The following is a 22211-nucleotide window of genomic DNA, read 5'->3' on the forward strand; positions in this document are numbered from 1 at the left end:
CTTTTTTCAGGCGCACCCCGCCTGTATGCAGACTAAAAGAGGCTAGACCCCTGTGGCATTGACGATTCTTGGCCTGTCCGGCGCCCTTAGCCATGATCCTTCCGCAGCCTTGTACATCGACGGCAAGCTGATCGCGGCCGCCGAAGAAGAGCGCTTCGTACGCGACAAACATGCAAAGAACCGCATGCCCTACGAATCGGCGAAGTTCTGCCTGGAGCAGGCCGGCATCAAGCCTTCCGACGTTGACGTGGTGGCGATCCCGTTCGCCCCGATCAGCCTGTTCGGCGAGGCGCGCTGGCACTACGCCAAGCGTTACTGGTACGCCCCGGACCGCGCCCTTGACGCAATCCTGATGGGCAACCGTCGCTACAAGCGCTATCGCAACAAGATCGTCTGGTGCCTGGAGCAACTGGGCTTCGATCCGAAGAAAATCAAGATCGAGCCGGTTGAACACCACCTGGCCCACGCTTCCAGCGCCTACCACTGCTCCGGCTTCCAGGAGAAAACCGCGATCCTCGGCATCGACGGTAAAGGTGAGTACGCCACCACGTTCTTCGGCTACGGCGAAAACGGCAAGATCCACAAGATCAAGGAATTCTACGATCCGGACTCTCTCGGCGGCCTGTACGGCGCAATCACCGAATTCCTCGGTTTCGAGATGCTTGACGGCGAGTTCAAGGTCATGGGCATGGCCCCGTACGGCGATGCCAGCAAGTACGACTTCTCGCGCCTGGCCTCCTTTGAAAACGGCGAGTTGGTGATCAACACCGACTATGCCAACGTGATCGGCCTGCGTCGTTACAAAGAGAAGGGCAAGGGTTTCTACTTCTCGCCAAAACTGATCGAGTGGCTGGGTCCGAAGCGCGAAGGCGATATCGCCGACGAGCCTTACATCCACTACGCCGCGAGCATGCAGGCGCTGTTCGAGAAGCTGGCCCTGCAGATGATTGACCACTACCTGGGCGACATCCTGAAAGACACCGGCAAGCTGGCCTTTGCCGGCGGTTGCGCGCTGAACGTGAAGCTGAACCAGAAGATCATTGCCCGCGACGACGTGAAGGAGCTGTTCGTACAGCCGGCCTCCGGCGATGCCGGCACTGCTGTCGGTGCCGCGGCCTATGTGTCCCACGCCCGTGGTGTACCGGTGGAGAAGATGGAACACGTCTACCTCGGCCCGTCCTACAGCAACGAAGATGTGATTGCCGCGTGCGCCAAGCACGAAAGCAAACCGAACTGGCGCAAGATCGAAAACATGCCCCAGCGCATCGCCAAGATCATGGTCGACGGCAATCCGGTGGCCTGGTTCCAGGGTCGCATGGAGTTCGGCCCGCGTGCCCTCGGCGGTCGTTCGATCATCGGTTGCCCGAGTGCGACCGGCGTGGCTGACCGTATCAACCACCAGATCAAGTTCCGCGAGCGTTGGAGGCCTTTCTGCCCGTCGATGCTCGACACCGTGGCCCCGCAGATGATCAAGGTCGATCACCCGGCGCCGTTCATGACCTTCACCTTTGAAGTGGCGGAAGAGTGGAAGACCCGCGTGCCGGAAGTGGTCCATGAAGATGGCACCTCCCGCGCCCAGGTGCTCAAGCGCGAGTACAACCCGCGCTACTACGACATGATGAAAGAGCTGGAAGTGCTGACCGGCAACGGTGTGTCCTTGAACACCTCGCTCAACCGTCGTGGCGAAGCGATGATCTGCTCGCCGAAAGACGCGCTGGACATGTTCTTCGGCTCCGACCTGCAGTACCTGATCATGGAAGACATCCTGGTCGTCAAGGACGGCGTGGACCCTTATGACGCCGTGGTCTAAATGCTGAACCGCTTCCAGGCGTGGCGTGAGCGTGGCTGGACGCCTGTCGAGGCCGAGGTTTACGCCCAGGCCTGGCAGCGGTTTGGCGGCAGCGTGGCGACCCATCCGCAGGTGGTCGAGCGGTTGGCGGGCCTGGCGCAGATTCCTGTGCGTTACCTGGGCTGGGAGCAGGACGGCGAACTCAAGGGCGCGATTGCCACCTGGGGGCGCGACCTGGCCCTGTCCAAGGACGTGCTCAAACGCAGCGGCAAGAAAGGCCTGTTTGACCTGGGCAATGCCGAGATCATCCTGCCGATCGCTGCCGATGCGCAGTTGCCGGTGCGCCATCGCGGGCGCTACCTGTCAGCACTGAACCAGGGCCGCATCATCACCCTCAAGCCCCAGGCCGAGCAATTGGCCATGGCGCGTACCCCCGAAGACCTGTCGAAGAAGTTTCGCTACAACCAGCGCCGCGAATTGCGCCTGCTGGAAGAGGCAGGCGGTGTGGTGCGGGCGGTAAACGAGTTTTCCAGCACCGAGCTGGCGGCAATCTACTGCGATCTGTTTCAGCGCCGCTGGGGCTTTCCGGCCACGGGGGCCGAGCGTCTGGCTGAGGTGCTGGCGCTGCTCAAGGAATTCCTGATCGGCTCGGTGCTGTTTCTCAACGATGCGCCGATTGCCGTGCAGTTGGTGTACCGGGTCGAGTCGCCAGAGTGGATCAGCATTGAGTACGTCAACGGCGGTGTCGATCCTGAAACCCGTGCGTTCAGCCCTGGCAGCGTGCTGAGCTTCCTCAACACGCAAAGCGCCTGGGAACAGGCGCGGGCCGTGGATAAGCCGCTGCGTTTTTCCTTCGGGCGTGCCGACCGCGAGTACAAGGAGCGCTGGTGCAACCCGGTGCCGGTGTTCAGCCTATGAGCCGCAAACAGCAACTGCTCAAGCGCCACCGGCGCAATAAACGCATTGCGCTGCTGATCGGCCTGCTGCTGTTGATCGCGGCCGGTGTGCTGGTGGCCTGGTGGCTGCCGCTGATCCTGGTGGTGCTGCTGTGGGTGGCCCATGAAGCCTGGTTTGCCGACCACCTGTTTTATTCGCCCAAGGATGACTACCAATACAGTTTTGCGCCGAGTGGCCAACAGGTCGGATTGCGTCTGGAGGGCGGCAGGTTGCTGGCAGATACGCCGCTTGAGCTGGCTGGCGATGAAACGCTGATCGTCGAAGTACAGCTCAAAAGCAACCTGTGGGGGCGTTTCTTTGATCCTGCGGTTGAGTTTCTGGACGATCGCCAGGCGTTCGAGCGCGGTGTGGTCGGCAAGCGTTACTTGAACCTCACGGGCTCGGCGCAGGCATTGGCCGCGGGTGAGCTGCGCCTGCGCGGGCGTTTTTGCCGCGTGATCGGCCAGCCGGTCTTGTGGGTATTTCGCCAGCCCGATGCTGCGCGCCATCGCGTGATGGTGATCGCCCCTCATGCCGACGATGCCGAACTGGCCGCCTTCGGCCTGTACGGCCAGGCGGATGAAAGCTGGATCGTGACCCTGACCGCCGGTGAGATCGAGGCCGAGCACTATCAGCAGATGGGCCTGCCCAAGGCTGAAGCGGCGCGGATCAAAGGGCGCCTGCGCGCCTGGGACAGCATTGCCGTGCCGCGCTGGGCCGGCGTGCCCGAGGCGCACTGCGTGCAGTTGGGGTATTTCTGCCTGCAACTGCCGGCCATGCGTGACGCCCCCGATCAACCCCAGGCATCGCGCGAAGCGCAGTTGGACGATACGCGGCTGTTCCGCCAGTTCAATGCCCTGGCGTTGCCGGGGGATGTGGACGGTGCGCCGACCTGGAATAACCTGATCGCTGACCTGCGGGCAGTGTTGCTCAAGGCGCGTCCCGAGGTGATTGTACTGCCCACGCCAGTGCTCGACCCCCACCCTGACCATATCTGCGCCCACACCGCGGTGGTGCAGGCGTTGCAGGGACTTGAGTGGCAACCGACCACGTTGCTTGGCTACGCCAACCATCTGCACGATAACGACCGTTGGCCCATGGGTGATTCCGGTGCTGGCGTCGCTTTGCCGCCGCAGTTCGATGCTGGCCAGGTGCTTGAACCTTATTGCCGGGTGCTGAGCGAGAGCCAGCAGCAGGACAAGGCCATGGCGCTGGGCATGATGCATGACTTGCAGCCCCGTGCGCCGTTCAAGCGCCGGGTGCGTCGCCTGTTGCAGCAATGGCTGGCTGGTCGTGGTCCATCGCCTTACGGCGAGAATGAGTTTTTCCGTAAGGCCGTGCGTCGTCACGAGCTGCTTTGGGTGCTGAAGCAGGACTGAAATTGACTTTTTTCGTCGGGCTGCGTGCGCGTAGCAGCCCGATTGCCTCATGGAGTGATATGAAGCCTCGTTTCAAGGTTTTGCAGTTGCAGCCTGACTACAACGTCAAACTCAATGATTTCGCCGATCTCGGTGAGCAGATCGTCAAGGCGTTGCCGACCGAGCGATTCGAGGTGACGTCGGCCTTTCTCAGCGGGCGACCGCAGCCGGGCCAGCCGTTGAGCGTGGCGGATCATTCCAAGTATTTCGAGTTTCCCGAGAAGGCTCTCAAGGGCATTCGCCTGGGCGCCATGTGGGAAATCTACAAGTACTGCCGCGAGCAGAAGTTCGACGTGGTCATCTGCAATCGCTTCAAGTCGGTGAACATGATGCTGTCGCTCAACCGCTGGTTGAAGATCCCATTGTGCATTGGTATCTCTCACGGTTTCGGCGAGTACGAGCGCGCCTATCGCCGGCGCCAGACGCGTCGTTTGGTCAGCCCGGCCTGGCGCTTTGTCGGGGTGTCGGCGGCGGTCAGGGATTACCTCGTCGGGCTCAACTGCGGTTTTACCCGAGAGAACACCACCTTCGTCACCAACGCCATCGATATTCCGCAGGCCGAAGCCTTGCAGCTGCCGCGCGAGCAGGCGCGCCAGGCGCTCGGGCTGCCGCTCGACGCGCGAATCATCGGCGCATTGGGGCGCCTGGTGCCGATCAAGGGGCACACGCACCTGCTGCAGGCGTTCGCCCGCCTCAAGGACAAATACCCCAACGCCCAGGTCGGCATCATCGGTTCCGGCCGTGCCGAGGCGGATTTGCGCGCAGACATCGAGCGCCTCGGTCTCACCGGCCGTGCGCACCTGCTGGGTTTTCGCGAGGATGGCCTCAAGTATGTGCGTGCCTTCGATATCTGGACCATGCCTTCCTTGCTTGAGGGGCTGGGCCTGGCGCTGCTGGAAGGCATGAGCGGGCGCCTGCCGGTGATTGCCTCCAACGGGCCGGCCATGCTGCCCCTGGTAGAAGGGGCGGGCGGTTTGTCCCACGAGCCGGGCAATGTCGAGCAACTGACAACTGCCCTGGACACTTATTTGGCCATGAGCGATGAGCAATTGCGCGCCAAGGGTGAGCAGGTGTTCCGTTACCTGGAAGAGAACCACGCCTTGGCCGAGTTCCAGCAGAAGTACCTGAACCTCATCGAAACCGGTTTGAAAGAAGTAGGTAGAGCATGACAGCGCAACAACCCCTGGTCTCAGTGATTATCGCGTCCTACAACCACGGCCGGTATATCGAAGAGAGCATCCTCAGCGTGCTCGGCCAGACGTACCCGAATATCGAACTGCTGGTGGTGGATGACGGCTCCACGGATGACAGTGTCGAACGCATCCAGCGCTTGCAGGCCAAGCACGGCTTTGATTTCCAGGTGCAGCAGAATCAGGGGCTGACCGCCACGCTCAACGCTGCCATCGCCCGCGCCAAGGGCAGCCTGATCGCACCGTTCGGCTCCGATGACATCATGCTGCCGGACCGCCTCGCCATCCAGGTGGCCTATATGGCGGACAAGCCGAAGGTGGGCATGTGCGCCGGTAATATCGAGCTGATCGATGGTGATGGCAACCTGCACCCGGAGAAAAAGCAGCGCCGCGACGTGCCCTTTCGCAGCCTGGATTTCGACGACATGTTCATGGACCGCAAGCCTTTCCCGCCAGCGCCGACCATGTTGATTCGCCGCGAAGTGCTGGAAGAAGTGGGTGGTTTCGACCCGTTGATTCCTCTGGAAGACCTGCTGATCCAGCTGAAGATCACGGCTGCCGGCTACACCATCGACGCTCTTGGCGTGGTGATGGCGCGCTACCGGCAGCACGCGAACAACACCTACAAGAACCACCGCTACATGATCCAGAACATTCTCAAGACCTATGCCCATTTCAGCGAGCATCCGGCCTACGACGCGGTGCGCTACAACTTCCTGAACTCGATGTTCTTGAAGACCGCCGACCGTGACCGGCCGCTGGCGCGAGAGATACTCAAGCAGATCCCGTTGAAGTTCTGGGGGCGCAAGACCTTGCGTGGCTTGGTGCGATTGTATCTGGCACCCCTCAGGGCGTGAGGCGGCAGGCGCAGTGAAAAAGGCGACTATCAGCAGTGATAGTCGCCTTTTTTTATCAGACGGCGGGGCGGCTCAGCGCCAGTACGTGCTCGCGGATTTTCGCCGTGGCGCCTTGACTGGCAACCGAAGCATAACCTTTGGCCAGCTGTTCGAAGTGTGTCTCAAATAACCAGGCGCGGTCCTGCGGGTAGCGCTGCATATGACGCAGGTTGCGCTGGCGCAAGGCGTTGCGCAGCGGCGACGGGTAGATGCGCAGGTCGGCGATATCGATCAGGCCGAACTCGCCGTCGTCCATCAGCAGAACGTTGCCCAGGTGCAGTGAGCGGAAGTACACGCCGCGCTCATGCAGTTGGGCCATGAACTGGCCGAAGCGTTCGATCAGCGATTCGCGCAGGCTGTTGTCCAGGCTTTGCAGGGCCTGGCGCAGGGTCAGGCCGGGCAGTGGCGAATAGCTGACAGCACTGCTTGCATCGGGCAGACGGTAGAGGCCCAGAATCTGCGGTGTGGGGATACCCAGGGTGCGCAATTGCTCGGCGTTGCTGGCAAACCGTTCGGAATAGGGGTTGAAGCTGCCAGAGGTATACCACCGGCGTGGGCGGAACACTTTGAGGAAACGACCGTCGGCCAGGCGCAGGACCTTCGGGCCCAGGCCGTCGGCTTCGATCACGTGGGCATCGGCGCACAGTTGATTGAAGCCTTCAGGCTGCAGGTTTTGCACCGGTATGCGCAGCAGGCTGCGACGGCGCTGGGCCATGCTCAGGCCGGTGATGATGGCCAGTGGAATCCACAGCAGGAACCAGTGCTCCTTGGGGCGTGACAGGATGCCACCGCCTTCGGTCAATCCGGCGCCGATGCCATAGGCAAGCAGCGACGATGCCAGGATAAACAGTGGTTGCGCGCGTTCTTTGAGGCCTTTATACAGGCCCCAGCCGAGCATGAAGATCCATGGGATAAAACCGATGATCCCGACGTAATACAGCACGCCCAGGGCAAAGCTGTGCGGCTCGCGCAGCTCGTAGCCGTCGGACAGGGTCAGGTACAACTCGGAGTCATAGCTGTGGCCGATCCAAGGATGTTCAGCAATGCGCTGCAGGGACATGCCCCACAATTCGAAGCGGAACGAGCTGCCGCGAGTGGTGATCTGTTCGGGGTAGAGCAGCAGAAGCCCGACGCCGCCCAGGATCATGCCGGCTATCAGCAAGGCTGAGCGGCGGTTGCGGCTGACGAAGGTCATCCACAGGATGGTCAGTGTCAGGGCGACCAACGGTGTGCGTGAGCCCGTGGCCAGAACCGCCGCGAGCATGACCGCCAGAGCCGGGGCGCTGAACCACAGGACGTTCAGGCGCTGGGTGGTCATGCAAACATATAGCCAGTAGACGCAGAAGAAACCGAATAGATGAGAGCTGAGCAGCGGGTTGTCGAGGGCGCCACGCCCACCGATCATGCGCATGCCCGGTTCGAAGCCTTTGACGAAGGCCACCAGGTTGCACAAGCTCACCACGAGTGCAATCACAGCAGCACTGAAGAAGATCGGTTTGAACAGTTCGTTGCGGTAATGCAGTAACAGACCGCAGCCGCCAAACAGCATGAAGGTATTGAGCGGGCGCTTGAACAGGTCGGTGTCGGTGGTGGGCTCGGGGCTCCACATCAGGCTGGCCAGGGCCCAGGCAGAGAAGGCCAGGAATGCGAGCGCCAGGGGCTCACGCAGTAACTCCTTTAACTCCCGAGGGCGCATGCACAACATGAACAGGGTCGGTACGCTGAACAGGATGTAGACGATTCGATGCAGCACGTTGCGGTTGGATACGAAGAACAGCGAACTCAGTAACAACAACAAGCCAATGGGCAAAATCCATAGGACCAGGAAGTCGAAAACGCGATTTGAGCCATAGATCAGGCGCTTGGAGTGCATACAGAAAAGCCATTCCATTTAGAGAAAGCCGACCATCTTAAAGTAGTGGCTATATAATGTCGCTGGTCGGGACCGACCAGGCTGTGGGTCATGCAGGGTGCAAGTACAACAGAGAAGCTGTGCTAAAGTCAGCCTCCTTTTTCAAAACGCCGCGTGATATGACCGACTCCAGTCCGAGCGCAAGCCCTTCGAGCTTGAAAATATACTTCCGTCTGCTCAGCTATGTCAGACCCTATGCGGGTCTGTTCGCATTGAGTATCCTCGGATTTCTGATTTTCGCGTCGACCCAGCCCATGCTGGGGTACATCCTCAAGTACTTCGTCGACGGTCTGTCCAATCCTGAAGCCGTACTGTTCCCCAGTGTGCCATTCCTGCGGGACCTGCAGTTGCTGCAGGCGGTACCGCTGCTGATCATCCTGATCGCCGCCTGGCAGGGCCTTGGTTCGTTCCTCGGTAACTACCTGCTGGCCAAGGTTTCCCTGGGCCTGGTGCACGACCTGCGGGTGCAGTTGTTCAACAACCTGCTGACACTGCCGAACCGCTATTTCGACAACCACAACTCCGGGCACCTGATTTCCCGCATCACCTTCAACGTGACCATGGTCACGGGCGCGGCCACTGACGCTATCAAAGTGGTGATCCGTGAAGGCATGACGGTGATCTTTCTGTTCGCCTCGCTGCTGTTCATGAACTGGCGCCTGACGCTGGTGATGATCGCTATCCTGCCGTTGATTGCAGTGATGGTGAGCACGGCCAGCAAGAAATTCCGCAAGCAGAGCAAGAAGATCCAGGTGGCCATGGGCGACGTGACGCACGTCGCGTCGGAAACCATCCAGGGCTATCGCGTGGTGCGCAGCTTTGGTGGCGAATTCTACGAGGAAAAACGCTTCCTCAAGGCCAGCCAGAGCAACACCAACAAGCAACTGCGCATGACCCGTACCGGCGCGATCTACACGCCGGCGCTGCAATTGGTGATCTACACCGCGATGGCGGTGCTGATGTTCCTGGTCCTTTATCTTCGCGGCGATGCCTCGGCAGGTGACATGGTGGCCTACATCACCTTGGCAGGCCTGTTGCCCAAGCCGATTCGTCAGCTCTCGGAAGTCAGCTCGACGATCCAGAAGGGTGTGGCCGGCGCCGAAAGCATTTTTGAACAGCTGGACGAAGAGGTCGAAGTTGATCGCGGCACGATCGAGCGTGACAAAGTCAGCGGTCGTCTTGACGTACGCAACCTCAATTTCACCTACCCAGGCACCGAGCGCCATGTGCTCAAGGACATCAGCTTTACCGCCGAGCCAGGGCAGATGATTGCCCTGGTAGGGCGTTCGGGCAGCGGTAAATCGACCCTGGCCAGCCTGATCCCGCGTTTCTATCATCATGAAAGCGGCGAGATCCTGCTGGACGGCATCGAGATCGAGAACTACAAACTGCTCAACCTGCGCAAGCACATCGCCCAGGTGACCCAGCACGTGACGCTGTTCAGCGACACCGTGACCAACAACATCGCCTACGGCGACCTGGCCGGCGCACCACGTGCGGAGGTTGAGGCGGCGGCTGCGGATGCCAATGCCAAGGACTTCATCGACCAGTTGCCCAAGGGCTTCGATACCCAGGTCGGCGAAAACGGTGTGCTGCTGTCCGGCGGTCAACGCCAGCGCCTGGCTATTGCCCGTGCCCTGCTGAAGAACGCACCGTTGCTGATTCTCGACGAGGCCACCTCGGCCCTCGACACCGAGTCCGAGCGCCACATTCAGGCGGCGCTCGACAAGGTCATGCAAGGTCGCACCACCCTGGTGATCGCGCACCGTTTGTCCACCATCGAGAAAGCTGACCTGATCCTGGTGATGGACGATGGCCGGATTGTCGAGCGTGGCACCCACGGCGAACTGTTGGCACAGAACGGCTACTATGCCCGCCTGCACGCCATGGGACTGGATGCGCCGGTTTCCGCCGACATCACCTGACCTTCTGTGCAGGAGCCGGCTTGCCGGCTCCTGCATTGCAAAACCCTCCCGCAATCCTCCTGTAACCCTGTGCTAATATCGCGCCCCTGTTCATTTTGTATGTGGGTTGCTCCATGAAGTTGTCCATGCCGCGATTCGATCAAGCCCCTGTCTTGGTGGTCGGCGATGTCATGCTCGACCGTTACTGGCATGGCGGTACCTCACGGATTTCCCCTGAGGCACCGGTACCGGTAGTCAAGGTCGAGCAAATCGAAGACCGTCCAGGTGGCGCTGCCAACGTTGCCCTTAACATTGCCGCCCTCGGCGCCCCGGCCTCCCTGGTCGGCGTGACCGGCGACGACGAAGCCGCCGACAGCCTGGCCAACAGCCTGCGCGGTGCTGGCGTGCGCGCGCTGTTCCAGCGCATTGCCCACCAGCCCACCATCGTCAAGCTGCGGGTCATGAGCCGGCACCAGCAATTGCTGCGTATCGATTTTGAAGAACCCTTCACCACTGACGCCCTTGCCCTGCGTGGCCAGGTCGATCAGTTGCTCGAAGGCATCAAGGTGCTGGTGTTGTCCGACTACGGCAAAGGCGCCTTGAAGAATCACCAGGAACTGATCCAGGCCGCCAAGGCCAAGGGCATTCCGGTACTGGCCGATCCCAAGGGCAAGGACTTCTCGATTTATCGCGGAGCCAGCCTGATCACGCCTAATCTCAGTGAGTTCGAAGCCATCGTCGGCGGTTGCACCGATGAGCACGATTTGGTGACCAAGGGCGCGGCGCTGATGGCCGATCTCGACTTGGGCGCCTTGCTGGTGACCCGGGGTGAGCACGGCATGACCTTGCTGCGTCCGGGCCACCCGGCGATGCACTTGCCGGCACGTGCCCGCGAAGTGTTCGACGTGACCGGCGCCGGCGACACCGTGATTTCCACCCTGGCCGCCTCGATTGCGGCGGGCGAAGAACTGCCCCACGCTGTGGCCCTGGCCAACCTGGCGGCAGGCATTGTGGTGGGCAAATTGGGTACCGCTGCCATCAGCGCGCCTGAATTGCGGCGTGCGATCCAGCGCTCCGAAGGTTCGGAGCGCGGTGTACTGACCATCGAACAACTGCTGCTGGCCATTGACGACGCCCGTGCCCACAACGAAAGCATTGTGTTCACCAATGGCTGCTTCGACATCCTGCACGCCGGTCACGTGACGTACCTGGAGCAGGCGCGCGCCCAAGGTGATCGCCTGATCGTTGCGGTCAACGACGACGCGTCGGTCAGCCGCCTCAAAGGCCCTGGCCGTCCGATCAACAGTGTCGACCGTCGCATGGCAGTGCTCGCGGGGCTGGGCGCGGTGGACTGGGTGATCAGCTTCCCTGAAGCGACCCCGGAAAACCTGCTGGCCCAGGTCAAGCCCGACGTGCTGGTCAAGGGTGGCGATTACTCCGTCGACCAGGTTGTCGGGGCGGATATCGTCAGTGCCTACGGCGGCAAGGTCAAAGTGCTGGGCTTGGTCGAAAACAGCTCGACCACGGCCATTGTCGAGAAAATCCGCAACAATGAGTAAACGCGTTCTTATCACCGGTGGCGCCGGTTTTATCGGCTCGCACCTGGTCGATGCGCTGCTTGCCAAAGGCTACGGCGTGCGGGTGCTGGATAACCTGTCCACCGGCAAGCGCAGCAACCTGCCGCTGGACAATCCGCGCGTTGAATTGCTGGAAGGTGATGTAGCCGATGCCGAGCTGGTGGCCCGCGCCGCCGTCGACACAACGGCGGTGGTGCACCTGGCGGCAGTGGCCTCGGTGCAAGCGTCGGTGGATGATCCGGTCAGCACGCACCAGAGCAACTTCGTCGGCACCTTGAATGTCTGCGAAGCTATGCGCAAGGCCGGCGTAAAACGTGTGGTGTATGCCTCCAGCGCCGCGGTCTATGGCAACAATGGCGAAGGCGCTTCGATTGACGAAGAAACCACCAAGGCGCCGTTGACGCCCTATGCGTCCGACAAGCTGGCTGGCGAGCACTACTTCGACTTCTACCGTCGCCAGCATGGCCTGGAGCCGGTGATTTTTCGCTTCTTCAATATCTTCGGCCCCCGCCAGGACCCCTCATCGCCGTATTCCGGCGTGATCAGTATCTTCAGCGAGCGCGCGCAGCAGGGCGTGCCGATTGCCGTGTTTGGCGATGGCGAGCAAACCCGTGACTTCATGTACGTGGAAGACCTGGTGGACGTGCTGGTGCAGGCCATTGAAGCGCCGTCGGCACCGTTGGGCGCCATCAATGTGGGCTGGAACCGCACCACCACCCTCAAGCAGGTGTTGCAGGCCTTGGAAGAAATCGTCGGCAAGCTGCCAACGGTGACTTACGGGCCGGCGCGTTCCGGGGATATCCGGCATTCACGGGCGAATAACCAGCGCTTGCTGGCGAGCTTCACGCTGCCGGAGCCCACGCCGTTGAAGGTTGGGCTGGAGCGCTTGCTCGAAGGCTGAACGCAATCAAGTGTGGGAGCAGGCAAGCCCGCTCCCACATTCAAGCCTTGGCTTTTTTCTTCGGCACGATCTTGCGCAACACCCGCTGTGCCAGGCGCTTCAATTTCGACTCTTTCTCAGGCATAGCCAAACCCTGTTGGCGTAGCCAATCCTTCCAGCGAATCCGCTCCTCACGCACCAGCCAGCCTTCCTGTTGGGCGAAGCTCTCCGCCAGGTACAAGCCGCGAGTACTTGCCGGGTACAGCTGGTCTTTCTTGACGGTGTACAACTCGGCCAGAGGCTGGCCATCTTTCAGCGGCATCAGGTACAGGTCGGGGCGCTGACGGTCCAGGCGTGCCACCAGTTGATCGCCTTCCAGGCGCTCGTCCACATGGAACAGGCTCAGGGACTTGGCTTCCTTGGGCACTTCCAGGCGCAGGTCGTAGATCAATTGCAGGGAGGCGGTGGGCAGGTGTACGTAGGCGCGGGGGCGCTCGATCAATTGAGTGGTGGCGCAACGTACCGGGCGGGCGGCACCGGACAGCGGGCTGAGGCGAAAGGGCAAGGCTTCACGATAATGCAGCGCGGCGGAATATGGCGCCGGTAGCCAGGTGTCGTTGAAGCGTCCGCCAAGCCAGCCTTCCGGGGTTTCCAGCAGGCACTCTTCGGCAATTTCCTGGATCGCAGTGTGCAGCGGCAGGTTCAGTTCGTGGGCGGGCACATAGCCGGAAATCAGCTTGAGGACCACGTCGCCACGGTCCTGGCGGCGCTGGCGTACCAGCACCCAATAATCGCGGTTCTGCCAATGCAGGGTCAGGCGTACGGATACGCCGAGGTTGGCCAGCTCCAGGGCGAAGCGTTCCGGGTCGGCCACCTCCACCGGTTTGCGGCGTTGCAGGGTCTGGGCAAAATTGAGCGGCATGCCGACGCTCTGGTAACTCAGGCCTTCGGGGGTGGCTTCGACGTGCAGCGGCAGTGTCTTGAAGTTGCTGGGGTTTTTTCTTATGAGCGTTCGCGGCATGTCGGCTCCTTCTTGCGACGGGGTCGGCCGCGTGGGCGGCATCAGAGTTGACGAATGACTTGGGCAGCGGTCGCCACGTTATGGGCCAGGTGCAGCGGATTAATGGTCCCGACAATAGCACTGGCGACGCCCGTTTGCGCAAACAACAGCATGAAACTCGCCCGAATTGGATCCATTCCAGGCTCCAGGCACACGTGGCCGCTGGCTAATGCCTTTTTTACCAGGATGCCCTTGCCATGGGCCGATGCATAATCAATGACGGCTTTCTCGGTCTGTTCGTTCAAATTGTAGGTGATCATGGCGCAATCGCCCTGTTCCAGAGCCTTCACGCCGCCTTCTACGGTTTTGCCGGAGAAGCCGAAACCACGGATCTTGCCTTCCTTTTTCAACTCGGCCAGCGTCTGGTAGACCTCGCAGTCGTTGAGGATGTGCAGGTCGTTGCCGTCGGAGTGCACCAGCACCATGTCGATAAAATCGGTTTCAAGTCGTTTCAAACTGCGCTCGATCGACAGGCGGGTGTGGGCCGCGCTGAAGTCGTGGCTGGACAGGCCATTCTCGAACTCTTCACCGACCTTGCTGACGATCACCCAGTCCTTTCGCTGGCCACGCAGCAGCGGGCCCAGACGTTCCTCGCTCATGCCATAGGCCGGCGCCGTGTCGATCAGGTTGATGCCCAGTTCGCGAGCCTGTCGCAACAGCATGCGGGCTTCGTCGTCACCAGGAATCTGGAAACCGCTGGGGTATTTCACCCCTTGGTCGCGGCCCAGCTTGACGGTGCCCAGGCCCAGTGGCGAGACCATCAGGCCGGTGCTGCCCAGGGGGCGATGCAGGTCGTGAAGGGTGGGCAGGCTCATGGCAACAATTGCTCCCAGGCAGGTACGCCGATGGCGGGTTTTGGCAGGGCGGGTAGAGGCTCGCTGGCAGTCGGGCGGATCCCGTCACGTTCCAGGCGGTTGATCACCCGATCGGCGAAGTCCGGCGCCAGTGCCAGTTTGGTCGGCCAGCCCACCAGCAGGCGGCCTTCCTCGGCGATGAAGGCGTTGTCGGGACGGGTCAGGCCTGATTGCAGCGGCTCGGCACGGTCGACCCGCAGAGTGGCCCACTGGGTCTGGCTCATGTCGATCCACGGCAGCAATTGCGCCAGCTCTTTCTGCGCGGTGGCGATCTGTTCTTCCGGTGTGCGCGCTACGCCATCGGCTTCGGCAATGTCGCCGCCCATGTACCACACCCAGTTGCCATCGGCTGCCGGGTGAGTGGTGACGGTGATGCGCGGCTTGGTGCCGCCCCCCAGGCAGTGGGCATACAACGGTTTCAGGCCGGGGCCTTTGGCGATGATCATGTGCAACGGGCGCTTTTGCATCGCTGGCTGGTTCAGACCCAGCGCGGTCAGCAGGTCCGCCGTGCCGGCGCCGGCACTCAACACGATACGTTGGGCGCGGATCTCGCGGCCGTCCACGTTCAAACCCACCAGTGTGTTGCCTTCACGCAAGGGTTCGATATGTTGTCCGGCGAGCAAACCATCACCGGCCAGCTGGGCCAGGCGTTCGATCAGGCTCGGCACGTCAACGACCAACTCTGCCAGGCGATAGACTTTGCCCTTGAAGCGACGGTCTTGCAGGGCAGGCGGCAGGTCGTCCCCCTTGACCTGATCGACACGGCCGCGCACGGCCTTGCTGGCGAAAAAGCTGGTGAGGTTGCCGGCGAGCGTGCCGGGGGACCACAGGTAATGAGCGTCGGACAACAGGCGCACGCCGGTCAGATCCAGCTCACCGTTACCCGCCAGCGCTTCACGCCAGCGGCGCGGCATGTCGGCAATGGCTTCGGAGGCGCCGGTGAGCGCACCGTGCAGGGCGTATTTCGCACCGCCGTGAATGATCCCCTGGGACTTCACGCTTTGCCCGCCACCCAGGGTGGCGCTTTCCACCAACACCGTGGAAAACCCCTGGCGGCGCAGGCGCGCATTCAGCCAGAGGCCTGCAACCCCGGCGCCGACAATCAGAACGTCGGTGGACATAACGGATGGCATGGGCAACCTCAGTGTTCAAGACAAGAGGCGCAGTATACAGCGTGTTGAAGGGTGGTCAGTGCCCGGCGGTTTTCGAGAACAACTGGATCACCACCACGCCCAGCACAATCAGGCCCATCCCCAGCATCGCCGGGATATCCAGCTTCTGCCCGTAGATGAACAGCGCCGCGATGCTCACCATCACAATGCCCATCCCGGCCCACACGGCGTAGGCGACGCCCACCGGCACTGTGCGCACCACCAGCGTCAGCATCCAGAACGCCACACCGTAGCCGACGATCACCAGCAACAGGGGGATCGGCGTGCTCCAGCCCTTGATGGCCTTCATGGAAACGGTGGCGATCACTTCCGAGCAGATGGCAATGGCCAAGTAGTAGTAAGCGACGTTCATGGGTCAATCCTCGGGTAAAGCAATCAGATAAGGCTGGCATTCTAGCGTTCAGTCAGATGGGGTAAAGTCATTACCTATCCGAATGAGAGATGGGTCGAGCCATGAGTGTGCAGTGGGATCTGGAGCAAATGCGCCTGTTTGTCAGCGTCGCCGAACACCGTTCGTTTTCGGCCGTGGCGCGTCAGCAGCGCAAGGCGCAGTCGGCGGTGAGCAATGGGATTGCGATGCTGGAGGCGGACCTTGGCGTCAGCCTGTTCGAGCGTAGCAGCGGCCGCCAACCGCGGCTGACGGAAGCCGGCAGCGTATTGCTGGAGGAGGCACGCGAAGTGTTGCGCCAGTGTGAACGGCTCAATGGCCGGGCACTGTCACTGACCCGCGGCGAGGAGGCTTGCCTGCGCCTGGCCCAGGATGAAGCCATGCTGTTTCAGCCGGTACTCGATAGCCTGGAGGCGCTGGCGGGCAAGTACCCGTTGCTGGAAGTGCAGCTGTCCAGCGCCGCGCAGGGCGATGTGGCCCGTAAGCTGGTGGAGCGCAAGGCTGACCTGGGTCTGCTGTTCTATCACGATCAAATCCCCGAAGCCCTGGAGCGACGGGTTGTCGGCAGTGTGGAGATGGTCACGGTATGCGGCGTGAATCATCCGCTGGCCAAGGAACCGTACGTGACGTGCCAGCGTCTGGCGCAGTTCCGTCAGTTGTTGATGTCGACCCAGACCAGCGTCTACCCCGGCAGCGAAGCCGCCAGCCCGTTGGTGTGGCGCGCCGACAGTTTCTACGTGTTGGCCGAATGGCTGATGAGCGGCCTGGGCTGGGCCTGGCTGCCCCGGCATATCGTGCAGTACCCGACCTATCAGAAACAAATGGTTGAGCTGGACAGCGAATGGACGCCGCCGGCCTTGGTGGTGGAGCTGGTCTGGCGGCGCGACGAGCATCTGGGGCCTGCCGCGCGCTTCCTGGCCAAACGATTTGCCGAGTGCTTGCAGGCGATCGACTGAAAAAGCCGATAAACTCCGCCGCCATGAATAGAACTCTCTACAGCTGTCTGTTTTACCTGGCGCTGCCCTTGGTGGCTTTACGTCTGTGGCTGCGCGCGCGCAAGGCGCCGGCCTATGCCAAGCGCGTCGGCGAGCGCTTCTCCTATGGCTTGCCGGTGATGCAGCCGGGCGGGATCTGGGTGCATGCCGTGTCGGTGGGCGAGAGCATTGCCGCCGCGCCCATGGTGCGCGGGTTGCTGGCGCGTTATCCGACGCTGCCGATCACCGTCACGTGTATGACGCCCACCGGGTCCGAGCGCATCCAGGCGTTGTTCGCCAACGAGCCGCGCATCCAGCATTGCTACTTGCCGTATGACTTGCCGTGCGCCGCCAAACGTTTCCTCGATCGCGTGCAGCCGAAACTGGCAGTGATCATGGAAACCGAGCTGTGGCCCAACCATATCCACGCCTGCGCCCAGCGAGGGATTCCAGTGGCGTTGGCGAATGCACGGTTGTCGGCGCGCTCGGCCAAGGGCTACGCACGCTTTGCCAAACTGACGGCGCCGATGCTGTCGCAGATGAGCCTCTTCGCTGTGCAGACGCAGACCGAAGCCCAGCGCTTCCTGAGCCTCGGGGCTCGCCCGGAAACCGTCGAAGTCACCGGCTCGATCAAGTTCGACCTGACCATCGACCCCGAACTGCCGGCGCGGGCCGCTGCGTTACGCGCGCAATGGGGCGCCAGCGAGCGCCCGGTGTGGATCGCCGCGAGCACCCATGAAGGTGAAGATGACGTGGTGCTGGCGGCGCATCGACAACTGCTCGACAGCTATCCCAATGCGCTGCTGATTCTGGTGCCGCGTCACCAGGAGCGCTTCGGGCCGATGTTCGAACTGTGTCAGCAACAAGGCTTTGCCACGGTGCGCCGTTCCAGCGGCGACGCGGTCACCGCGCAAACCGCGGTACTGCTCGGCGACACCATGGGTGAATTGCTGTTTCTGTATGCCCTCGCCGACAGCGCTTTTGTCGGCGGCAGCCTGGTGGCGACGGGCGGGCATAACCCACTGGAACCGGCGGCCTTGGCATTGCCGGTGATCATGGGGCCGCACGTGTTCAACTTCCTCGAAATCACGGCGATGATGCGCGAAGCGGGAGCGCTGCGCGAGGTGGATGACGCCGAAGGATTGGCCGAGGCCGTGCGCCAGTTGTTCGAATTGCCGCAGGATGCCCGCAAGATGGCGCAGGCTGGCCTCAAGGTGATGCAGGCCAACCAGGGCGCGCTCAAGCGCCTGCTGGACGGTTTGGACAAACTGCTTACCCGCTGACACCACCAATCAACTGTGGGAGCGGGCTTGCTCGCGAATGCGGTGTATCAGTACCAGATGCACTGGCTGACACACCGCATTCGCGAGCAAGCCCGCTCCCACATTGGTTATACGCTGTGTTTAATAGCCGGGACGGGCCTTGAGTTGTTCGGCGGCGGCCTTGGCCAGGTCCGGCGGCAGGAAGTCGCGGTCCGGGTTGTAGTCAGCCTTGAGGTAGCGCGCCAGGTCCTGCAAGTCGCCTGGGTTCAAGGTGCCCGCGGCTTGTTTCAGGCGCAGGTTGTCGAGGATGTAGTCGTAGCGACTGTTGTTGTAGTTGCGCACCGACGCGTAGAGCTGGCGCTGTGAGTCCAGCACATCGACGATGTTGCGCGTGCCCACCTGGTAGCCGATTTCCGTGGCTTCTACTGCGCTCTGGTTGGAGATGATCGACTGGCGGCGCGCCTGCACCTGCTCCACATCGGTGTTCACCGCACGGTGCAGGTTGCGGGTGTTTTCCACCACCTGGCGGCGCAGGCCTTCGCGCTGCTGCTCGGTCTGGCCCAGGCGCGAGTAGGATTCACGCACTTGCGAGCTGGTCAGCCCGCCGCTGTAGATCGGGATGCTCAGGCGCAGGCCGATGGTGCGTTGTTCCACATCGCCACGGTACGGCGTGCCGAAAGCATTCGGGTTGCTGAAGCCCAGGGCGTCGTTGTCACCTTTTTCGTATTGCGCCACGGCGTCCAGGGTCGGTGCATGCCCGGCCTTGCGCTGCTTGAGGGTTTCTTCGGCGGCGGTGACGGCGTAGTTGCTGGCGAGCAGGTTCAGGTTCTGGCGGCCGGCGGTTTCGACCCAGGCCTTGGCGTCGTTCGGCAGCGGCGGCAACACTGGCAGCGTGTGGACAATGCCCTGGATCGAGTTGTACTGACGGTTGGTCAAGGTGATCAATGCTTCGAACGCGTCTTCCACCTGGCGTTGGGCCAGGATGCGGTTGGCGCGGGCGGTGTCGTAGCTGGCCTGGGATTGAAGGACATCGGTCTTGTCCGACAGGCCGACGTCAAAGCGTTCGTTGGACTGGTCCAGCTGGCGTTTGAACGCATTTTCTTCGGCCTTGGTCGAGGCCAGGTTGTCCTGGGCACGCAGCACGGCGAAATAGTTTTCGGCGCTTTGCAGGATCAGGTTCTGTTCGGTGGCCGACAGTTGCAGCGCAGCCTGCTCGTTGGTGGCCTCGGCCGCCTGCAGTTGGAACCAGCGGTCGGCGCGGAACAGGGGCTGGCTCAAGGTGGCGCGCCAGGAGTGCGCGTCGCGGTTGGCGGTGGCGGCGGGCGTGTCGATCTGGGTGCGCACGTTATTGATATCGGCACCACCGGTCAGGTTCGGTAGCAGCCCGGCGCGGGCCTGGGGCACCACTTCTTTTTGCGCGCCGTATTGGGCACGGGCAGCGGCAAGGTCGGCGTTGTTGTCCACGGCTTCCTGGTAGACGCTGACCAAGTCGGTGTTGGCGGACAAGGGCGCTTCAGCTGCCCAGACCATTCCGTTGGTCGCACAAGACACGGCGAGAGCCAGTGAAAGTTTGCGCAGCATGAGGCGATCCCTAGTTTAAATATTACGGTGATAATTTAGCGCCCAAGGCTAAGGCGGGCCATTCCTGGCGTCAAGCATTGTGGCGGCAACCGAGTGTAGTGGTGCTGACTCGGCGCAACAATCCCGCAATCACGCCATTCATCACGCTGAATGCACCGCTATTGGCAATTTGCCCGCGGCATGGTCTAGACTGGCCGCGTTCTTGTCGGGGTGCCTTGTTGGAAGGCTGAGATCGGTAAATACCGGATCCCGTTGAACCTGATCAGGTTAGCGCCTGCGTAGGGAACAAGATTTCTCGTCACCCGGCGAGTCCTCTTGTGCTTCGTCCGGGATGCTGTTCATTTATTGAGCAGCCCTCGTGCACAGAGCACAGCACTGGTTTCAGTGCGTTCATCCGTCCCAGGTTCGCTCCGACAAAAATCCACCGCCTGGATAGTTGGAGAGCCCGTGATGAGCACAGAAATAAAAAGTACAAAACTGAAAAACACCGTGCACCTGAGTGAATCGGCCAAGGTCGACTCCGGCTCCGTGCAGCCGTTTACCCGCTCGCAAAAAATCTACGTGCAGGGCACTCGCCCGGACATCCGCGTGCCAATGCGCGAAATCAGCCTGGACGTGACCCCCACCGATTTCGGCGGTGAAATCAACGCGCCGGTTACCGTGTACGACACTTCCGGCCCCTACACTGACCCGAATGTGATCATCGACGTGCGCAAAGGCCTGGCCGATGTGCGCTCGCCGTGGATCGAAGTACGCAACGACACCGAACGCCTGCCGGGCCTCAGTTCGCACTTCGGCCAACAGCGTCTGAGCGATGCCGAACTGACCGCGCTGCGCTTCGCCCACGTGAAGAACCCGCGTCGCGCCAAGGCCGGCGCCAACGTTACGCAGATGCACTACGCACGCAAAGGCATCATCACCGCCGAGATGGAATACGTCGCCATCCGCGAAAATATGAAGCTGGAAGAAGCCCGCGCCACCGGCTTGCTCGACCAGCAGCATGCCGGCCATAGCTTCGGTGCCAGCGTGCCGAAAATCATCACCCCCGAATTCGTGCGCGAAGAAATCGCTCGCGGCCGCGCGATCATCCCGGCCAACATCAACCACACCGAACTGGAACCGATGATCATCGGCCGTAACTTCCTGGTGAAGATCAACGGCAACATCGGCAACAGCGCCCTGGGGTCGTCCATCGAAGAAGAAGTGGCGAAACTTACGTGGGGCATTCGCTGGGGTTCGGACACGGTGATGGACTTGTCCACCGGCAAGCACATCCATGAAACCCGCGAGTGGATCATCCGCAACTCGCCAGTGCCGATCGGCACCGTGCCGATCTACCAGGCCCTGGAAAAAGTCGGCGGCGCCGCCGAAGACCTGACCTGGGAACTGTTCCGTGACACCCTGATCGAACAGGCCGAGCAGGGCGTCGACTACTTCACCATCCATGCCGGCGTGCTGCTGCGCTACGTGCCGCTGACCGCCAAGCGTGTGACCGGCATCGTTTCTCGTGGCGGTTCGATCATGGCCAAGTGGTGCCTGGCGCACCACAAAGAGAACTTCACCTACACGCATTTCGACGAAATCTGCGAAATCATGAAGGCCTACGACGTCAGTTTCTCCCTTGGCGATGGCCTGCGTCCCGGTTCGATTGCCGACGCCAACGACGCCGCGCAGTTCGGCGAGCTGGAAACCCTGGGCGAGCTGACCAAGACCGCCTGGAAGCACGACGTGCAAACCATGATCGAAGGCCCCGGCCACGTGCCGATGCAGTTGATCAAGGAGAACATGGACAAGCAGCTGGAGTGCTGCGACGAAGCGCCGTTCTACACCCTCGGCCCGCTGACCACCGACATTGCGCCGGGCTATGACCACATCACCTCCGGTATCGGCGCGGCGATGATCGGCTGGTTCGGTTGCGCCATGCTTTGCTACGTCACGCCCAAGGAACACTTGGGCTTGCCGAACAAGGATGATGTGAAGACCGGGATCATCACCTACAAGATCGCCGCCCACGCGGCGGACCTCGCCAAAGGCCATCCGGGTGCACAGATCCGCGATAACGCCTTGAGCAAGGCGCGTTTCGAGTTCCGCTGGGAAGACCAGTTCAACCTCGGCCTGGACCCGGACACCGCGCGCTCGTATCACGACGAAACCCTGCCGAAGGACTCGGCCAAGGTCGCGCATTTCTGCTCGATGTGCGGGCCGAAGTTCTGCTCGATGAAGATCACCCAGGAAGTGCGTGAATACGCGGCCAACCAGCGCATTGAGGCGGTGGACGTGGATGTGGCCAAAGGCTTGGCCGAGCAGGCGCAGCGGTTCAAGCAGGAAGGGAGTCAGCTGTACAAAAAGGTCTGATCCGAGGCGGCGGTGCCTGCACCGCCGTCATCGCGGGCAAGCCCGGCTCCCACAGTTGATCGC

17 protein-coding genes and 1 riboswitch are annotated in these 22211 nt (G+C 61.7%); of the genes, 11 read left to right on the plus strand and 6 right to left on the minus strand.

Going from position 1 to position 22211, the window contains the following annotated elements:
* The first annotated feature begins 52 nt into the window (after positions 1-52).
* The 5 genes from PF1751_RS02265 to PF1751_RS02285 are packed head-to-tail and all read left to right on the plus strand — an operon-like array spanning position 53 to position 6190.
* On the plus strand, positions 53-1810 hold the full coding sequence (locus tag PF1751_RS02265) for a carbamoyltransferase family protein (protein ID WP_010213673.1): 1758 nt from the start codon (positions 53-55) through the stop codon (positions 1808-1810).
* Positions 1811-2707 carry an antimicrobial resistance protein Mig-14 gene (locus PF1751_RS02270; RefSeq protein WP_044286540.1) on the plus strand — a complete coding sequence of 299 codons (897 nt, stop codon included), beginning with the start codon at positions 1811-1813 and terminating at the stop codon, positions 2705-2707.
* A complete protein-coding gene (locus tag PF1751_RS02275) occupies positions 2704-4104 on the plus strand; it encodes a PIG-L deacetylase family protein (RefSeq protein WP_044286541.1) in 1401 nt (466 codons plus the stop codon). Before PF1751_RS02270 ends, PF1751_RS02275 begins: the two co-directional genes overlap by 4 nt.
* Positions 4105-4163: 59 nt before the next feature.
* Positions 4164-5312, plus strand: coding sequence for a glycosyltransferase (locus PF1751_RS02280; RefSeq protein ID WP_010213669.1), 1149 nt, complete (start codon positions 4164-4166; stop codon positions 5310-5312).
* Positions 5309-6190, plus strand: coding sequence for a glycosyltransferase (locus tag PF1751_RS02285; RefSeq protein ID WP_010213668.1), 882 nt, complete (start codon positions 5309-5311; stop codon positions 6188-6190). The genes PF1751_RS02280 and PF1751_RS02285 overlap by 4 nt, the downstream gene beginning before the upstream one ends.
* Before the next feature lie 55 nt (positions 6191-6245).
* Here PF1751_RS02285 and PF1751_RS02290 read toward each other — a convergent pair whose 3' ends face one another.
* The gene (locus PF1751_RS02290) at positions 6246-8102 is read right to left on the minus strand and encodes an O-antigen ligase family protein (protein ID WP_021493255.1); all 1857 of its coding nucleotides are present in this window, start codon (positions 8100-8102) and stop codon (positions 6246-6248) included.
* Positions 8103-8260: 158 nt separating this feature from the next.
* On the opposite strand from PF1751_RS02290, the gene msbA reads away from it, so the two are divergent.
* The 3 genes from msbA to PF1751_RS02305 all read left to right on the plus strand — a co-directional run bounded on the left by msbA (position 8261) and on the right by PF1751_RS02305 (position 12523).
* Positions 8261-10066, plus strand: a complete 1806-nt coding sequence (gene msbA, locus PF1751_RS02295) for a lipid A export permease/ATP-binding protein MsbA (RefSeq protein ID WP_044286542.1) — start codon at positions 8261-8263, stop codon at positions 10064-10066.
* Between the two features lie 113 nt (positions 10067-10179).
* On the plus strand, positions 10180-11604 hold the full coding sequence (gene hldE / locus PF1751_RS02300) for a bifunctional D-glycero-beta-D-manno-heptose-7-phosphate kinase/D-glycero-beta-D-manno-heptose 1-phosphate adenylyltransferase HldE (protein ID WP_010213665.1): 1425 nt from the start codon (positions 10180-10182) through the stop codon (positions 11602-11604).
* On the plus strand, positions 11597-12523 hold the full coding sequence (locus PF1751_RS02305) for an NAD-dependent epimerase/dehydratase family protein (RefSeq protein ID WP_010213664.1): 927 nt from the start codon (positions 11597-11599) through the stop codon (positions 12521-12523). The genes hldE and PF1751_RS02305 overlap by 8 nt, the downstream gene beginning before the upstream one ends.
* Positions 12524-12563: 40 nt before the next feature.
* On the opposite strand, the gene PF1751_RS02310 is transcribed toward PF1751_RS02305, so the two are convergent.
* Genes PF1751_RS02310 through PF1751_RS02325 form a run of 4 tightly spaced genes read right to left on the minus strand, consistent with a single transcriptional unit; the run spans position 12564 to position 15940 of the window.
* Complete coding sequence (locus tag PF1751_RS02310) at positions 12564-13523, minus strand: hypothetical protein (protein ID WP_010213662.1); 960 nt, start codon at positions 13521-13523, stop codon at positions 12564-12566.
* 41 nt (positions 13524-13564) lie between these two features.
* Positions 13565-14377, minus strand: a complete 813-nt coding sequence (locus PF1751_RS02315) for an aldo/keto reductase (protein WP_044286544.1) — start codon at positions 14375-14377, stop codon at positions 13565-13567.
* Positions 14374-15549, minus strand: coding sequence for an NAD(P)/FAD-dependent oxidoreductase (locus tag PF1751_RS02320; RefSeq protein WP_010213658.1), 1176 nt, complete (start codon positions 15547-15549; stop codon positions 14374-14376). Before PF1751_RS02320 ends, PF1751_RS02315 begins: the two co-directional genes overlap by 4 nt.
* 55 nt (positions 15550-15604) lie before the next feature.
* Positions 15605-15940, minus strand: a complete 336-nt coding sequence (locus PF1751_RS02325; protein ID WP_010213655.1) for a DMT family transporter — start codon at positions 15938-15940, stop codon at positions 15605-15607.
* Positions 15941-16041: 101 nt separating this feature from the next.
* On the opposite strand from PF1751_RS02325, the gene PF1751_RS02330 reads away from it, so the two are divergent.
* Together PF1751_RS02330 and waaA are read left to right on the plus strand one after the other, a co-directional pair.
* Positions 16042-16932 carry a LysR family transcriptional regulator gene (locus tag PF1751_RS02330; RefSeq protein WP_044286545.1) on the plus strand — a complete coding sequence of 297 codons (891 nt, stop codon included), beginning with the start codon at positions 16042-16044 and terminating at the stop codon, positions 16930-16932.
* 23 nt (positions 16933-16955) lie between these two features.
* Complete coding sequence (gene waaA / locus PF1751_RS02335; RefSeq protein ID WP_021493252.1) at positions 16956-18233, plus strand: lipid IV(A) 3-deoxy-D-manno-octulosonic acid transferase; 1278 nt, start codon at positions 16956-16958, stop codon at positions 18231-18233.
* A gap of 120 nt (positions 18234-18353) precedes the next feature.
* Here waaA and PF1751_RS02340 read toward each other — a convergent pair whose 3' ends face one another.
* The gene (locus PF1751_RS02340) at positions 18354-19793 is read right to left on the minus strand and encodes a TolC family outer membrane protein (RefSeq protein ID WP_010213649.1); all 1440 of its coding nucleotides are present in this window, start codon (positions 19791-19793) and stop codon (positions 18354-18356) included.
* 196 nt (positions 19794-19989) lie between these two features.
* A riboswitch (TPP riboswitch) is annotated at positions 19990-20095 on the plus strand.
* A gap of 148 nt (positions 20096-20243) precedes the next feature.
* Between PF1751_RS02340 and thiC the strand changes: the two genes are divergently transcribed.
* A complete protein-coding gene (gene thiC / locus PF1751_RS02345; protein ID WP_010213648.1) occupies positions 20244-22148 on the plus strand; it encodes a phosphomethylpyrimidine synthase ThiC in 1905 nt (634 codons plus the stop codon).
* Positions 22149-22211 lie beyond the last annotated feature (63 nt).

This window comes from Pseudomonas simiae, from assembly GCF_000934565.1.
In the GTDB taxonomy this organism is placed as follows: domain Bacteria; phylum Pseudomonadota; class Gammaproteobacteria; order Pseudomonadales; family Pseudomonadaceae; genus Aquipseudomonas; species Aquipseudomonas simiae.

Bases quoted from the DNA above. Each gene is read 5' to 3' on its own strand.
- PF1751_RS02310 (WP_010213662.1), bottom strand. From the start codon at position 13,523: ATGCCGCGAACGCTCATAAGAAAAAACCCCAGCAACTTCAAGACACTG.
- PF1751_RS02280 (WP_010213669.1), top strand. From the start codon at position 4,164: ATGAAGCCTCGTTTCAAGGTTTTGCAGTTGCAGCCTGACTACAACGTC.
- PF1751_RS02325 (WP_010213655.1), bottom strand. From the start codon at position 15,940: ATGAACGTCGCTTACTACTACTTGGCCATTGCCATCTGCTCGGAAGTG.
- PF1751_RS02290 (WP_021493255.1), bottom strand. From the start codon at position 8,102: ATGCACTCCAAGCGCCTGATCTATGGCTCAAATCGCGTTTTCGACTTC.
- thiC (WP_010213648.1), top strand. From the start codon at position 20,244: ATGAGCACAGAAATAAAAAGTACAAAACTGAAAAACACCGTGCACCTG.
- PF1751_RS02270 (WP_044286540.1), top strand. From the start codon at position 1,811: ATGCTGAACCGCTTCCAGGCGTGGCGTGAGCGTGGCTGGACGCCTGTC.
- waaA (WP_021493252.1), top strand. From the start codon at position 16,956: ATGAATAGAACTCTCTACAGCTGTCTGTTTTACCTGGCGCTGCCCTTG.
- PF1751_RS02330 (WP_044286545.1), top strand. From the start codon at position 16,042: ATGAGTGTGCAGTGGGATCTGGAGCAAATGCGCCTGTTTGTCAGCGTC.
- PF1751_RS02320 (WP_010213658.1), bottom strand. From the start codon at position 15,549: ATGCCATCCGTTATGTCCACCGACGTTCTGATTGTCGGCGCCGGGGTT.
- msbA (WP_044286542.1), top strand. From the start codon at position 8,261: ATGACCGACTCCAGTCCGAGCGCAAGCCCTTCGAGCTTGAAAATATAC.
- PF1751_RS02305 (WP_010213664.1), top strand. From the start codon at position 11,597: ATGAGTAAACGCGTTCTTATCACCGGTGGCGCCGGTTTTATCGGCTCG.
- PF1751_RS02275 (WP_044286541.1), top strand. From the start codon at position 2,704: ATGAGCCGCAAACAGCAACTGCTCAAGCGCCACCGGCGCAATAAACGC.
- PF1751_RS02340 (WP_010213649.1), bottom strand. From the start codon at position 19,793: ATGCTGCGCAAACTTTCACTGGCTCTCGCCGTGTCTTGTGCGACCAAC.
- hldE (WP_010213665.1), top strand. From the start codon at position 10,180: ATGAAGTTGTCCATGCCGCGATTCGATCAAGCCCCTGTCTTGGTGGTC.
- PF1751_RS02315 (WP_044286544.1), bottom strand. From the start codon at position 14,377: ATGAGCCTGCCCACCCTTCACGACCTGCATCGCCCCCTGGGCAGCACC.
- PF1751_RS02285 (WP_010213668.1), top strand. From the start codon at position 5,309: ATGACAGCGCAACAACCCCTGGTCTCAGTGATTATCGCGTCCTACAAC.